We start from the raw sequence: 15018 nt of genomic DNA, 5'->3' as shown, positions 1-15018 counted from the left end.
AAAAAGGCTAATATCAAACTTTAATCATCTTAAAATAACTTTAAATGTGACCTCATCAAAGGCTAAAACTTTTGTTAATTATTCTATTTACCTAGCATCAATGGCATACTCCACAAATACTGCTTGTTAAATTGGGTCAATAGATTGTAATAATTCAATCAGCTTATAAATTTTCGACCTTGTAAAGCTGAGGTACAAAGCCTGACCTGCTTGGTTTGCTCTGTGGTTCTGATTTATCCTTTTGTTCATGTGCTGCTGGCTGTTACTTTTTGCTCTTGCCCTTTGTACTCTTGACAGGTGTTTCTTCAGCTTCGCTGCTTTCAACAACTGCCTGCTGATTTTCAGCAGCCCTTTGAACTGATGTACTACTGTCACTGTTTGATGATGCTTGATGACGGCGACGACTGCTTTTCCTCAACTCACCTACTAAATATTTAATTCTGCTGCCACTCAAATTAATCCCCAAACCCTTCAGCATCTCCGATACTTCATCGTAAGTATAGCCGTACTTGTCAGAAGTCAGTTTTTCAATATATCTCCTCATCTGACGAACTGCGTCTCTGTCCGATACATCTTCTCGCTCTTTTGGCTTCTGTTCCTTCAGTAGATTGATGGCCTTATCAATCTTGCCCTTCGTAATTACTTCTGAATTCTGATGTTCACTCATGGTTATCTCGTGAATCCCGATTAACTGATAATTATCGGCTATTTGAAATAATTTGCACCATTTGTTTTCAAAATGCTAAATAAATCGGCGATTGCGGCTACGCCGAATTACCTTTTTGTATTACGGCTACGCCGAACTAGTTTTTAGTATGGCAGTTTCGCTGGTATTCTTATTCAAGCTAATGCTAAAACATCTGGCTATTACAGCTTCGCTGAATAAGAGAACTTTACTTAAAACAGCTTCGCTGAATTATCTTTTCATATTACAGCTACGCCCAACTATTATATTGTGTGGTAGCTTCGCTGAATCAGAGAATTTTCATATAGCGGCTACGCCGTTTTTATCTCCTCTATTGTGGCTACGCCGAACCAGAATTTACCGACTGCTTGATTTGATCAAATTCCAGCTACGCCGTTGATATATCCCTCTGTAGGTTGTAGGATAGTCAGCAACACGGCTACGCCGAAAGTACTCTCGCCCCCAATCCCTCGTTGTGCCTCCGTACACACGTAGCACTCGACACCTCACCTACCCCAAAATGGGCTTGAAGCCAGCCATGCCTCAAAGCTTACGCTTTGTCTCGCTGCGCTCGAACGGCAGACTGGTTCAAGTGGGGAAACCCCCCTTGAAAAACCCCCCTCGCAATGTCCATCAATATCTCTCTTTATGGCGAATCGCAAGCAGTCAAAAGCTCTAGTCCGAAAGCATATTTTCCCAGTTCGCTTGAGCGACATCGAACTGGACTTGCTGCGAATAAAATCACTTGATGCGGGAATGTCAGCAAGTGAACTGATGAGACGTAATGCGTTGATGCGTCCATTACCTAAACGACTAAGTAAAATTAGCTTACAAACATATTGGAAATTAGGACAAATCGGGAACAATCTAAACCAGCTTGTCAAAGCAACCAACACAGCCCTAAAGATTGGGCGAACTTTACCTACTGATCCAGAACTGCTAAGAGAACTTTTAGAACTGCTGCATCAGTGTAGACGGGACATTGCAAGGGATGACATTGATTCGGAAGATTCGGAAGAGGAAGACGAAGAGGATGATTGGGAAGCAGACGAAGGGTAGAGGTTTTCGCAAGCTGTTAGATTACTTGGAATCACGCGATGAAGCCCAACTCATTGGCGGCAACATGAGCGGGAGAAATGCGAGAGAATTAGCCAAAGAATTTAAACTGTCTCGACAACTAAATCCTGATGCCGAGCGTGTTGTTTACCATGTTTCATTATCAGCCGCTAAAGATGACTTATTAGATGATGAGAAGTGGAGCGAGATTGGCGATCGCTACATGAAGGAAATGGGTTTTGATGCCAATCAGTTTGTCATCTTCCGCCACCATAACACCGACGACGACCACATCCACATTGCAGCCAGTAGAATCAGGATGGATACAGGGCTAGTAGTGCATGATTCTTGGGATTATGTGCGCTCTGAAAAAGTTCTGCGACAAATTGAACAGGATTATGAGTTAGTGCAAGTAATCGGCAGTAGAGAGAAACTGAATCGCACACCCAGCACCGGACAAATCAGACGCATAAGGCGAGAGCAAGAAGAATTTTCACAGGGACAACGTGACTCTCCTCCACAACGCATCATCAAAGAGTCAGTTCAGCAGACAATTGACAGAGCCGGAGTTGATAATCCCCAAATGCCAACGCTGATCATGCGGTTGCAGCAAGCTGGCATTAGCGTAAGAACAGGTTTCACTAGAAATGGTAAGTCTAAAGGCATTTCTTATGAGAAAGATGGGCAGGCTTTTAGTGGCACACAGTTAGGCGCAGCTTATACTTTCCCTGGGCTGCAAAAACATCGTGGCATTGACTACCAAACAGAACGTGATGATGAACCTATTAATGAATTGCTGCTCAAACCTGCTAAACCACTCCCAATTGAGCAGTTAGAAAAACTCTTTCAAGATATTGAACGCAAACAACAGCAGCCTCAGTTCACCCCACCACCAGAGGATACAGTTGTTTGGCAAGTGTTGCACAAGTACTTAAGCGAGAAACGCTATATACCAGATTATATTTCGCAAGGATTACATAATAATCAGTTGCTTTATATGGATGAGCAACGAAATATTTTGTTTATCAAGCGTGATTTAGATGGTGAAAAAACTGGCGCATTAGTTTGGTCAAAGCCTAGAGAAAATCATCGCACTGTGGAGTACGACCAAAACAACTCTACACCTTATGGTTGGTTTTATCTGAGGTTGGGAGGGCAACCAACGGACAAGGTAGAAAACGTCTTTTTGTGTTCTACACCGATTGATGCGATGTCAGCAGCCACTTACCTTCTTTCAAGTTGCAAGGGACTACCACCAACTAGAACCATGTTGATAGTAGCTGATGACCCGAATAACCTACCTATGGAATTCCTCAAGAGTTTCAATAGGGTTGTTGTTGCATTCAATAATGATGATCTTGGGAATAAAGCCGCTAGTGCAGTATTGGAATTGTTGCCACAAGGTAAAAGGCTTAAAACCCATAATCCTGATTGGAGCCAGGAATTAGTAGCTCATTTGAGAGAGGAGCAGCAAAAGCTCAGACAGCAGGAGCGTGGTTTTAGCCTGTGATCCATGCGGAGCGTACACCTGACTCGAATGCAAAGGTGTGCTGGGTTAAGTTCAAGAAAGAATTTTTGAAACACAATTGCAACATATCATGATTACGTATTATCAATAAGACCCCAGCTTATTGACAATAAAAATAGCCCTAAAAACGCTTTTTAACTAGTATTTTTTCGGAATCGCCTTTTTTACATTTGTAGATTTGTGTGATAATTACGTATATAATATCAATGTAAAAAATGCACATTAGCATCGCGGATGACTTGAAGAAGCAGTTTCATGCCACCTGTGTCATGCGTGGTAAGAAGATGAGCCAAGTAGTAATTGAGCTAATCGAGCAATGGCTCGAAAGCAACGACGTTCCCCAAGCTGGTGAGATAAAGAGGTAACAGGCTAGTACCAAATGGGATGTTCTTACTACTGGAAAAACCATTTGAGTGAGAATCTGCTCAACTTATGTAACTGGGGTTTAGTGAATGGTGCAAACAATCTTAATTTTGGCAGCAAATCCTCAAGGCACAAAACCGTTGCGTTTAGATGAGGAAGTGCGTGAAATTGATGCTAGATTGCAGCGAGCCAAACAGCGCGAGCAGTTTGTCTTAGAGGGTGTTTGAAAAGTGATGAGAGGTCAGAATGAATTTATGCCAAACACCTTACCATAATACTAATCATGACAAGGTAAATAAGGGGTACAGCCGGGAGGTAGATTAGTGTAAAAAAAGCTGAAATAATGATAAAAAGTGCTTCCAATAATAATTTTTTAAATATTTTTAACTCTCAAAATTTGAAATAGAAGCTTACAGACAATGAAAGCAATGCAAATAATAGTAATAATTTGACCAAGTATAGCCAATCTTGAAAATAGGGAATTGTTCAAATTGCCTGTTATATACGGAATACAAAGTTATCTACATAGTAAATAACTTTTTTGGAAAAATTTGAATAGTTACTAGTTGTTATTTGACATCTATATTAATTATGATAGAAAAAAACTATTTGGATTGGTTGGGAAAAGTAGTACCTGGGGATATAGTTTCTATTGAGTTTAGCGCATCTCCAAACCTAAAGCATTATGGCATAGTAGCAGAAAATATATTATATGTATACGATTTTTCGGTTTTTAATGGTAAAGATTTTACAAAAGAGATAGTACGAAATAATGTTGAAGATAGTACAGAAAGAATGATAGTACAAAAAAGAACGTGGAAACAGTTTCAGGGGGTATTAAATAACTTACCCAAAATTGAGAAGGATAATAGTTATAACGATGATGAGAGAATAATCACTTTACTACGTGTTGCAATACTTGCAAAAATTTTCAAAGAAAATATTTTAAGAAACCGTATTTATACTTTTGACATCCCTAAACCGTTCAAGAAACTGTTTAGTTCTTGGTTAATAAAACCTCTTGTTCAGTTGTTTGACTTGAATTCTAGTAAATATAATTTGTGGTATAGTAACTGTGAGCATGTTGCCAGAGGGTGTAGAACTGGTAGATGGAATTCTAAACAAGTTAATGCAGTTTATTCTCTATGGAAATGGGGTCTGCCTGGCGTTTTTAAACATCGGAGAACTTGGTGGGGATTTTTATCTCGTAAAGATATTGACCAGAGTAACTTTACTGAATATCCTAACTTTTGTCTAAAAATATGTGGTTTAATAATATATCGTTTTCTTAAATTCACATTTTATCATTTTTTCTTTCGGATAAAATCTATTTTTTATGAATCAGATTTTTTAGAGATAACTAATATTCCTCCGTCGTTACGTAGAAGATACGACGAGTTGTGTAAACATTATTTTATAAATAATAGATTAATAGTTCTTGCTTTGTTTTTGTTAATAATATTAATAATTTTTAACAGAGATAAACTTAATATTATAGTTGCTCCAACACTCCCTACTGGCCAACCAGTGAGACAAAGTCCGCTTGATGACAACAATAAATATTATAAGTATTATGTAAAACCAGGTGATAACTTAAGAAAGATAGCAAAAAATTGTTATGGGAACGAAGAGAAATGGCAAGTTATTTATAACACGAATAAATCGATTATTGGAAATGATCCACGTCAAATAAAACCAGAAAGATTTCTGAGAATTCCAGTTGATTACAACAATGGCTCCCACATTCCGCACTCTAGACTGTGTCCTTTAGAAAAAGCCCCTAGTATCCAGTCAAACTAGATCGGATTAAATTTATGTTGTATGCAGAGTTCTCGGCTTAATACCTCAAGCGACATCAATTAGTCACGAAACATTATTAACCAAGAAGTCCATTTTATTACTCGCTTAAAAGCCAAAGCATCTATTAAACTAAAAATTTTTAGCTATGACCATTTGCTTAAAGACAGATTGATTCAACTTGGTGCAGAGAATCAAGATTTAGGGGTATTCAAAGCCCTGCGAAAGCCAGTCTGTAAGCTGGATTTATCCCCTTTTCCTGCACCCTCTTGACAAATGTGCATTTACCTTAACCTCTCACGGATGGTCATTGGGAGACGAGGCCGTAGTAGCCATTCAAAGCTATGGCGTTGCAATCACTCCGTTGCCTTCTAATTAATTCTTTTGAAGCGCTCAAAACCCCCAACGAGAATGCTTTAAATTTAAATTATTTACTCGCTAAGGTTAGTTTTATGACAGGAATGGAAGGTTTTGTGGCCGCCGCCGCGGCATCTGCTGTTAGTGGTATAGCTGTTCCTATATTTCAGTCACTCTGGGGAGGCGGAGGTAAGTTTTTAGGATGGTTTGGGAAAACCCTAAATGAAGAAACTAGGGAGTTAATTTTTACTGCATCAAAGCAGTATGCTCAAAACTATGCAGAACGGCACGGCATTCTTAAAGTATTGGGAATGCGTGAACCTGTAACGCTGGAATCAGTTTACACAGCAGTTCAATTTTTAAACAATGATGCCATTCGTAATTTTGAATCTGTCGAAAATTTAGAAAAATTTTATCGCCAAGCTAATAGCCGCAGCTTGCAATCTCAAGATAAAGGTAAACAAGAAGGAATTAAAGTTGCTAATAATAAGCAATATCTGATGGTACTTGGTGGCCCCGGTGCTGGTAAATCCACGTTTCTGCGAAAGATGGGATTAGAGGTACTGAAAGGTAAAAGAAAGCAATTTAGACACGACTGCATCCCAGTTTTTATTGAATTAAAAGCCTTTAGATCCAGCGATATCGATATTGAGAAAATTATTGCTGAAGAGTTTCGTGTTTGTGGCTTTCCTTCGCCTGAAAAATTTACAGCTAAAGCATTAGAGTCAGGCAAGCTACTAATTTTGTTAGATGGTTTGGATGAAGTTCCAACAAAAAACTTAACCAATGTAATTAGTCACATTCAAAACTTTGTTGATACTTACGATAAAAATCGCTTTATTACGTCCTGTAGGGTAGCAGCCTATCGCCACAATTTTCGACGGTTTACTGATGTGGCAATGGCAGACTTTGATGACATTCAAATTGAAAACTTTATTAATAATTGGTTTAGCAGTAAACCGGATGTAGGTAAAGATTGCTGGGAAAAACTCAATAGCCACGAATATACTGCTGCTAAAGAATTAACTCGAACACCATTATTACTGACTTTGGTATGTTTGCTCTATCAGCGTTCTGGTAAAATTCCCACTAATCGAGCGACTCTTTATGAAAGAGCATTGAGAGTTTTACTAGAAGAATGGGCAGGTGAAAAAGGTATTACCCAGGAAGACCTTTATAAGGGACTGGATACCAAACGCAAGGAAATGATACTTTCTGAAATTGCCCATGATGCCTTTCAAGAAGACCGCTTATTTTTACCGCGACGGGAAATTGCAGACAAAATTGAGAAATTACTAGCAGAAATGCTACCCGATGAAAGATTTACCAACGGGGTAGATGTTCTCAAATCTATTGAAGTACAACACGGGATATTAGTAGAACGCGCTGATAGTATTTACTCTTTCTCCCATCTGACACTACAGGAATATCTAACAGCACAATATATTGATGACCATCGCCTAGTTGAGAAATTAGTTACTGAACACTTAACAGATAAACGTTGGAAGGAAGTGTTTTTATTAGTAGCTGGTTTAATGCGGGGTGGTGCAGATAATTTGCTGTTGTTGATGGGAAAAGAGGCGCAAAAGTACAGTAACACACCAAAGTTGCAAGCTTTATTAAACTGGGTAGAACAGGCAACAACTGGATCTGCTGGGGATTTAAAACCTGTGGGTAAACGTGCAGTTGCGATCACCATTGCCAACGCCATTGCCAACGCCAACGCCAACGCCAACGCCAACGCCAACGCTATCGCCGAAGCCTACGCCGAAGCCTACGCCAACGCTATCGCCGAAGTCGAAGCCTACGCCGAAGCCTACGCCATCCCCAAAGCTTACGCCGAAGCCTACGCGAACGCCTACGCCATCGCCAACGCGAACGCCTACGCCATCGCCATCGCCAACGCCAACGCCATCTCCAACGCCATCGCCAACGCCATCGCCGAAGCTATTAATTACACTCGTCAACTTGAAGCATTCAAAATCTTCAATAACGTTAATTTTACTATGCTAATTGACGAACTCAAAGAACTGAACACTAAAATTCCTGATGAGAAACAACCGCAGGAAGTGTATCGGACATTTGTTCAGAGCCTCCAACAAACTTTACTCAATGCTTTCAACCTTAGCCCAGACATAATTAATTTATCCCAGGAAGAGTCTAAAGCACTGGAAAATTATCTCTACGCCAATCATCTCATTATCCAGTGTAAACAAGCATCTGTACGGGTGTCGCCCACAATTTGGGAAGGAATTGAGGTGCGGATGTTTTTGGTTCCGAGTAATTCAATGCCTTAGACAGGAAGTCACATATTCCGGTAATCTCATATGCTGACAACTTCACAACTTTTCATCTAATAAGATTTTAGTCAGTGAACAATGGTTTGCAATCAGATTAGCACCCAACCGAGAAACTTTCGGCTCAGTTTTGATAACCATACCGTAATTGCACAAGCTTGAGCAAAAATTAGCCTTCACTGGAATTAGAGATAAAACTATGTATGAGTTGTATATTAATGGTGAGATTTACCCCAAACAAAAAAACAGTACCGATTGACGCATCAACAGTTATCTTTAATTGTAACGGTGCAGTAAACCAACTCACTTATGAGCCGAATCATCGCAGTTTTTAATCAGGCGGGAGGTGTTGCCAAAACCACCCTTACCCAAAACCTGGGCTACCAAATAGCGCAATTGGGTCATCGCGTTCTGCTCATCGACATAGACCCCCAAGCCAGCTTAACCATTTTTATGGGCTTGGTTCCAAGAGACATAGAGCAAACTGTCAACAATGCCATTGTGGATGAACAACCCTTGCCAATACATGAGGGAATTCATGGCATGGATTTAGCCCCTGCTAACATCTCTCTCAGTACGGCAGAAATGCAATTGGTTAGTGCTTCTATGCGCGATTTCCGTCTCAAAGAAGCTATCGAACCAATTGAATCCGATTACGATTTTATCTTAATAGATTGCCCTCCCAGCTTAGGGCTACTAAGTTACATCTCTCTTGTAGCCGCTACTCATGTTCTAGTGCCTTTGGAAACTCATTTCAAAGCCTTTGAGGGAACAGGAGAACTCTTAAAAACGGTTGCTACAGTACGTAATAAACCAAACCGCAAATTGCAAATAGCCGGATTCGTGCCGACAAAATACGATGCCCGGAACTCCCAGGACACTCGTACTCTAGCAGCCATCACCGAACAGCTAGCAAGCGCCGGAACTGTCTTTGCCCCCATTCCTCGCTCCACTGCTTTTGTTGATGCTTCAGAAGAACGAATGCCCCTTGCAGTTTACGAACCAAAGCACCCATCTGTCCAAATCTTGAAAAAAATAGCCGTTAGTTTAGAATCTTTAAAATGAGACGCACTACTAAAGCAAGCCTTCCCCTTAAAAGCAAAATTGAAGTACCTTGGGACACCACAGGCGTATCGAGTGCGCCTCAGTCGATGCCCTTAGACCAGATTGTTCTGCCAGCGACACAACCGCGCCGTTACTTTGACCCAGAAGCATTAAAGCAGTTAACCGAATCGATAAAGCAGCATGGCATCCTGCAACCCCTTTTAGTACGCCCTGTAGATGGTGGCAAACACGAAGTAGTTGCGGGAGAACGTCGCTATCGTGCAGCCCAAGAAAATGAGTTAAAAGAAGTTCCTGTTGTCATCAGAGAATTAGACGACAACGCAGCTTTTCAACTAGCGCTTATAGAAAACTTACTTCGAGAAGACCTTAATCCAGTTGAGGAAACCGAAGGCATTCTGCAATTGCTGTCTCTCAAACTAGGTCGAAGCGTTGAGGAGATACCACCTTTATTGCGCCGCTTGCAACACGAACGGAAAGAAGCGGCTAATTCTTCCAATAACGTTATTGGAAAAACAGAATTGGATTCAGATGATGCTGAACCGGATGATATTGTCATAGATGAAAATGATAATTTAGATTCTTCCAATAACGTTATTGGAAAAGATGAATCCGATGAAACTCATGGCTCTACCCCAGTAAATCCAGACCTAAAAATTGTTGAGGAAGTGTTTCTTGGCTTAGGCTTAATGACCTGGGAATCATTCGCCAACAACCGCCTACCACTGCTCAACCTTCCAGAAGATATCCTTGATGCACTAAGGGAAGGAACACTTGAGTACACTAAAGCTAGAGCGATCGCCCAGATTCCCAAGTTGAATGAGCGTGTTGAGTTTTTAGAACAAGCTATTGCCCTAAACTGGTCTTTAAGCGAAATCAGACAGCGCATTAGTGAGAAGAAAGCCGCCGCTTCTACCCCAAACACCGAATCTAACAATTACAAAGAGCGCTTTACTGCTGCGACTACCAAACTAAGAAAATCGCGTATTTGGTCAGACCCAAAGAAGCGTAAGCAAATAGAAAAACTACTTGCCCAACTGGAAACGCTCACAAATGTTGAGTAACCTTACATACCAAAACCAGGACGTAGAAGGTAAAAGGCTCAAATATTTTTTATACTAAGCTTTAGTGCCTAAGATTCATGTTTAAGTGACTATGCTAGAGTCAGAAAAACTTATCCAGATAGTACAATCCTGGCTAGGCTATATCAGGTTAGAGGAACTGACTCAAGCCGAGGTCGAGCGTTCTTCAGATATCTATTCAAAAGTAGTAGATAAGGGAGTGCAGCTTGTTGGCAACAAGTTACTCCTTGATAGTGAAGTATTTACCCAATTTCAGCAACAGCAACAAGCAGCCATTAGAGGTAACAAAAATGATGTTCAAATCGCTGTTGCCTTCCCCCAAATCTATAGAATCAACGGTAAGGGCAAAGACCAAAAGCTCAAATACCTGCCTCTGTTCACCATCGATATTTCACCTATTTTTAAAGGAAATTACCGCAAAACTGGCTGGGACTTGCTCGAATACGAGTTTCAGCCAGTGATTGTTAATTTAATGCGGTTGTACAAACTAGAGGAAGAACAAGCCGAATCACTGATTGTTGCGTCAGGAATTTTAAAATTCTTAGAAGACACATTTAAAGGAAGATTCCCAATGCTGCGGGACTTTCTCGAACTCGTAGACTTACCAGGAGTCAACTACAAAACCTCTCGACAACCTTATTTGCTTCGCTGTGACTTTACACCCTATAACGCCCTACTTAAGCAAGACATACAGGAAATACTCAAGGAACTGCAACAACCGGACTCTAAAGCTGAATGGCTAACTGAAACTCACCCCGCGATGCAGTACCTCTGGGGTCAGCCACAATCACCCAGAGATGAAGTGATGTTCTGGGGTGCTTTCCCGGATCATGCACCTGATGAATTTCAAGCCTCTGTCCTCAAACACGCCCAGGAGAATTTACTAACTGCTGTTTGTGGGCCACCGGGGAATGGAAAAACGGAGGTGTTTCTGCACCTCATAGCCCAGCAAGTAGTAAATCGAGCGTTACGGCTTGTTCGCGGTGAAGATGATGTAAATAATTTAATATTCTTTGTCGGCGCTAATAACAGCACCGTTAAAAAATTCCAACAACGACTGACTATAAATTCTCCTGCTCAACAGTTTTATCTTTCAGGCGGCAATCAAGCTAATATCCGTAAGGAAACCTTACCCAAACTGCAATCAACCCAAGATTGGCTGCGTAATACTGAATTTAATCAATCTGCTTGGCAACAAGCCAAACTCGAATTACTCCAAGCCGAGAGTGAAATTCAGCAACTTATAGAGCAAGACCGCTTGAATACTGCTCAAAAAGTCACTGATGCCGAACGGCGATCGCAATTAGATGGAGAAATCCAATTCCTCAATAACGAGATTGCTGTTACTGATTCAGAGTTCCAAGCCCTAACTGAACAGCTATCAAATTTGTCTGATTATGCAAATTTTCCCCTTGATGCCTACCAGCAAATACGAGAAGCTTTAACCCAGGCAGAACGAGAGCTACCAAAAGAGTCCGACTCCATCACAAAACGCGCTTTGGATTGGCTTAATGCTACTACGGATCAGCGAATTTTTAAGCGTCTAGCAAATAGGATAAACGCTGCTGTTTTAAACACCTTGGCAACAGGGCATCCCTTTCAGACCCCCCTTGACCGCCCTAGTTTAACCGCAGCCCAGGCTTCTGTTAACCAAAAACTAGATTTCTCACAACAATGGCAGAATCTTAACCGGGGAGTAATTGAAATTCAAACCCAGCTAACAGCTTTAAATAAGGAACTAGAGTTAAAACAAGCAGAATATCAACAAATTCAGAAACAAATCGATAGTTACCCACAAGGGGATTTCTATAATCTTTTTTACCACGACCACCACCAATTACAGCTAGAACTGTTTCAATGTGCCTGGGCGTTTCTGTTGCAAGAAGTTCTCCGACGCAAGGATAGCGTTATGAGGGCATTGTCAACTTATGGCAGCGTCTTGATGGGAGACGGAGAGGCATTGCTAAAACTGGAAAGTGATAGTGATGCTATCTTCCGTGACTTGAGTTTGATTTTCCCCGTCATTACCTCCACCCTTCAATCAATGCGTAATATGTTGCCAATTCTTCAGCCCAATATCATCAAGCTGGCACTGGTGGATGAGGCAGGGACAACTCTTGTACATCAATTATTTCCTTTGCTGGTGCGATCGCAACGGGCAGTAGTGGCTGGCGACCCCCAACAAATTGAGCCAATTATCAACCTTTGCGACGATACCATCAAACAATATCTGAAAACCGCCTTTCTGGATCGGGGCATGGGGAATGAAGACTATTATCGCTATGCCCCCACCGCCAAATACACGGCTACCGCTTATCATCGCGCTGCTGGCTCTAGTGGCGCAGAAGGCGACTTAGGCAATGGCATTATTCTCTCTAATCATTACCGTTGCACCCCACCCATTATTCAGTTTTGCAGCCCCAACTATCCCGGTGGTCTGCAAATCCTTTCAGGTGATCAGCAGACTGCAACAGAACCGCATCTATTGGCTTACCATGTCGAGGGAAGCCACATCCATAACACCAATCCAGAAGAAATCGAAGCTGTAGAAGCTGTAATTACATCCTTGCTAAAGCAAGGTTACTCTATTAGCTCGGATGACAACTCAAAGACTATTGGCGTGATGTCGCCGTTTTTGCAGCAAGCTAACGCGCTCAAGTATCGACTCTCTAACCGTTGGCGAAACTTTTCTTGGGATGATATTGCCACAGTTCACACCTTCCAGGGAGGAGAGAAAGCAGCTATTATCTTTTCTCCTTACCAGTGTCACCAAGAGCATAGTTTTTGGTTCCTTAACCGGAAACCTAATTTACTGAATACAGCCGTTAGTAGGGCAAGGGAATTGTTTATTTTGGTGGGCAATCTCAGGGAACTAGAATTAGCTGGCGGTGAAACCAAGCGGTTAGTTGAACATATTCGGCTACATGGTGAAATTCGCTAGAAATTCAAGCCGAATCCTTACAAATTTGGCATAGTAGAAAATACAAAAAAAGAAGCTACGCTATGTCACCACTGAATCCACCTCTGAGGAAAGACGATTTCACCAATGCCTGCTGGCAAGATGTAGTGAACAGCAGCGAGCAGAGAGACTGTCTCAGCTACGACAGCACCTTTTGGAGAAAAGCACAGGAGGCACAAAAAGCAGGAAATTTCAGGGAGCAAGCTGTTTTTGGAGTTTTGGCAGCCGTAACCAGTGCTGCGATTAAGCCAGAATCAACTGAAGAGTTTTTTGCTGACATTTTCAAGAATCTTACAGATGAGCAGCTAGACTTTCTTGCTGAAATTGCAACTGAAATCTCAGATCCCGAACTTCAGGCACGAGTAGCGGATATTCTCTGGGTTAGACGACGTGACTATCGGATGGCTCAGTTAGCAATTCCTGCTTACCTACAATCAGCAACTACATTAGAAAATCCTGAACATTGGACTTATTGTGTAGACAGAATCGAGCGGTCACTTCGCCTAGCGCGCAAGATCAAATATCAGGATGAAGTTGTTGTTGCACATATAGAAGCAGTTCTTGATCGTTACAACGGAGAAGATCCTCTATGGTTGTCTGCAAAGTTGATGGCGTTATTGCAAGAGTACCGACTTGGCGAACCAGCAAAATATGCTGCCCTTGCTGAAAAAGCTGCAACCTCAGCAGAATCGGCTCATGACTGGCGCAGGGCAAGAACTCTCTGGGATATTAAAGCTGTATGGCATCGCATTGAGAAAGACTACGGCAAAGAATTTGCTGCTTCGATGCTAGCCGCCGAGACTTACGTAAAGGAAGCCGAATCCGCTCTAGAGAGAACTCCATCAAGCTATATGGTTGCATCGCACTTTTTGCAACACGCTGTTGAAGCCTTCAGAAGTATTCGCGGCACGAGGGAAGAAACTGTGGATGCCAAAGCAAGAGCCGAGGAGGTTCACAGGCTCCTTCTTCAGTACCAAGAAGAAACTTGCAACGAGATGATTACCAGTTCTCACAAAAAGGATATTAGCGAGTTGGTAGAGGAAGTAAGAAATCACGTTAGGGGTAAAGACTTTCAAGATGCACTTTTCGCTTTGACTCTGCTAGGCACTCCGACTAATGTTACTCAATTGCAGCAACAAGTGCAGAGGCAAGCTCGTGAGTTTGTAGCTTCTCACCTCTTCCCTATTGTCATGGTGAATGAAATGGGTAAGGTTATTGCTCGTCAACCCGGTTCTGTCCTCTCCAGTAATCCTGAAGAAGCAGAAGCTGCAACTCGTTTTGAAATGTGCCGAAATGCTACTTATTACCAGAACTTGCAAGCTCAAGCATACATTGAGCCTGCCAGATATCAAATCAATCTAGAGCATAGTGTGCGAATCAACGATATTCTCTCGATTGTGTCGCATAGTCCATTTATTCCTCCAGAGCGTGAGTATTTGTTTGCAAAAGGACTTTATGCTGGACTTACCGGAGACTTTTTCACATCTACTCACATCCTGATTCCCCAAATTGAAAACTCTATTCGCTATCTTATGTGGCGAAGGGGCATAATCACTTCTGGTTTAGATGATAGCGGTATTCAGAACGAACACAATTTGAACTCTACTCTCTATCGTCCAGAGATAGCTTCTATCTTTGATAAAGACACACTATTTGACTTAAGGTGTTTGCTAGTCGAACACGCCGGCAGTAACCTAAGAAATCGTATGGCTCATGGTTTGATTAGTGATGGTGAGTTTATGAGTCCTTTAATGCCTTACATCTGGTGGCTTACATTAAGGCTTTGTTGCTTGCCTATCTTGATACATCAGCAGCAAGTTGAAGAATCCGGG

At 41.6% G+C, this 15018-nt stretch carries 11 protein-coding genes; 10 read left to right on the top strand and 1 reads right to left on the bottom strand.

Annotated elements, in window-relative coordinates:
• Positions 1-262 precede the first annotated feature (262 nt).
• Complete coding sequence (locus tag RMZ43_RS35055) at positions 263-667, bottom strand: hypothetical protein (protein ID WP_428850977.1); 405 nt, start codon at positions 665-667, stop codon at positions 263-265.
• 666 nt (positions 668-1333) lie between these two features.
• Here RMZ43_RS35055 and RMZ43_RS35050 point away from each other — a divergent pair.
• From RMZ43_RS35050 to RMZ43_RS35005, 10 genes are all read left to right on the top strand, one after another.
• Complete coding sequence (locus RMZ43_RS35050) at positions 1334-1744, top strand: plasmid mobilization protein (RefSeq protein ID WP_428850976.1); 411 nt, start codon at positions 1334-1336, stop codon at positions 1742-1744.
• Positions 1719-3251: a relaxase/mobilization nuclease domain-containing protein gene (locus RMZ43_RS35045; protein WP_428850975.1), complete on the top strand. Its 1533-nt coding sequence runs from the start codon at positions 1719-1721 to the stop codon at positions 3249-3251. Before RMZ43_RS35050 ends, RMZ43_RS35045 begins: the two co-directional genes overlap by 26 nt.
• 233 nt (positions 3252-3484) lie before the next feature.
• Positions 3485-3634, top strand: coding sequence for a plasmid partition protein ParG (locus RMZ43_RS35040; protein WP_428850974.1), 150 nt, complete (start codon positions 3485-3487; stop codon positions 3632-3634).
• An 87-nt stretch (positions 3635-3721) separates the two neighbouring features.
• Positions 3722-3859: a hypothetical protein gene (locus RMZ43_RS35035; protein WP_428850973.1), complete on the top strand. Its 138-nt coding sequence runs from the start codon at positions 3722-3724 to the stop codon at positions 3857-3859.
• Positions 3860-4205: 346 nt separating this feature from the next.
• Positions 4206-5432 carry a LysM peptidoglycan-binding domain-containing protein gene (locus RMZ43_RS35030; protein WP_428850972.1) on the top strand — a complete coding sequence of 409 codons (1227 nt, stop codon included), beginning with the start codon at positions 4206-4208 and terminating at the stop codon, positions 5430-5432.
• Between the two features lie 449 nt (positions 5433-5881).
• On the top strand, positions 5882-8083 hold the full coding sequence (locus RMZ43_RS35025) for an NACHT domain-containing protein (RefSeq protein ID WP_428850971.1): 2202 nt from the start codon (positions 5882-5884) through the stop codon (positions 8081-8083).
• Positions 8084-8392: 309 nt separating this feature from the next.
• The gene (locus RMZ43_RS35020) at positions 8393-9148 is read left to right on the top strand and encodes a ParA family protein (protein ID WP_412983429.1); all 756 of its coding nucleotides are present in this window, start codon (positions 8393-8395) and stop codon (positions 9146-9148) included.
• Complete coding sequence (locus RMZ43_RS35015; RefSeq protein ID WP_428850970.1) at positions 9145-10209, top strand: ParB/RepB/Spo0J family partition protein; 1065 nt, start codon at positions 9145-9147, stop codon at positions 10207-10209. Before RMZ43_RS35020 ends, RMZ43_RS35015 begins: the two co-directional genes overlap by 4 nt.
• Before the next feature lie 91 nt (positions 10210-10300).
• Positions 10301-13168, top strand: a complete 2868-nt coding sequence (locus RMZ43_RS35010; protein ID WP_428850996.1) for a DEAD/DEAH box helicase — start codon at positions 10301-10303, stop codon at positions 13166-13168.
• 62 nt (positions 13169-13230) lie between these two features.
• The coding region (locus RMZ43_RS35005; RefSeq protein WP_428850969.1) for a DUF4209 domain-containing protein at positions 13231-15018 on the top strand (1788 nt) is incomplete at its 3' end.

Source organism: Nostoc sp. CmiVER01 (assembly GCF_034531135.2).
In the GTDB taxonomy this organism is placed as follows: Bacteria; Cyanobacteriota; Cyanobacteriia; order Cyanobacteriales; family Nostocaceae; genus Nostoc.
Note: the sequence above shows the minus strand (reverse complement) of the source record. Positions and strands in the feature narration are given on the sequence as shown.

Coding starts and splice junctions, on each gene's coding strand:
- RMZ43_RS35055 (WP_428850977.1), bottom strand. CDS start 667: ATGAGTGAACATCAGAATTCAGAAGTAATTACGAAGGGCAAGATTGAT.
- RMZ43_RS35050 (WP_428850976.1), top strand. CDS start 1,334: ATGGCGAATCGCAAGCAGTCAAAAGCTCTAGTCCGAAAGCATATTTTC.
- RMZ43_RS35045 (WP_428850975.1), top strand. CDS start 1,719: ATGATTGGGAAGCAGACGAAGGGTAGAGGTTTTCGCAAGCTGTTAGAT.
- RMZ43_RS35040 (WP_428850974.1), top strand. CDS start 3,485: ATGCACATTAGCATCGCGGATGACTTGAAGAAGCAGTTTCATGCCACC.
- RMZ43_RS35035 (WP_428850973.1), top strand. CDS start 3,722: ATGGTGCAAACAATCTTAATTTTGGCAGCAAATCCTCAAGGCACAAAA.
- RMZ43_RS35025 (WP_428850971.1), top strand. CDS start 5,882: ATGACAGGAATGGAAGGTTTTGTGGCCGCCGCCGCGGCATCTGCTGTT.
- RMZ43_RS35020 (WP_412983429.1), top strand. CDS start 8,393: ATGAGCCGAATCATCGCAGTTTTTAATCAGGCGGGAGGTGTTGCCAAA.
- RMZ43_RS35015 (WP_428850970.1), top strand. CDS start 9,145: ATGAGACGCACTACTAAAGCAAGCCTTCCCCTTAAAAGCAAAATTGAA.
- RMZ43_RS35010 (WP_428850996.1), top strand. CDS start 10,301: ATGCTAGAGTCAGAAAAACTTATCCAGATAGTACAATCCTGGCTAGGC.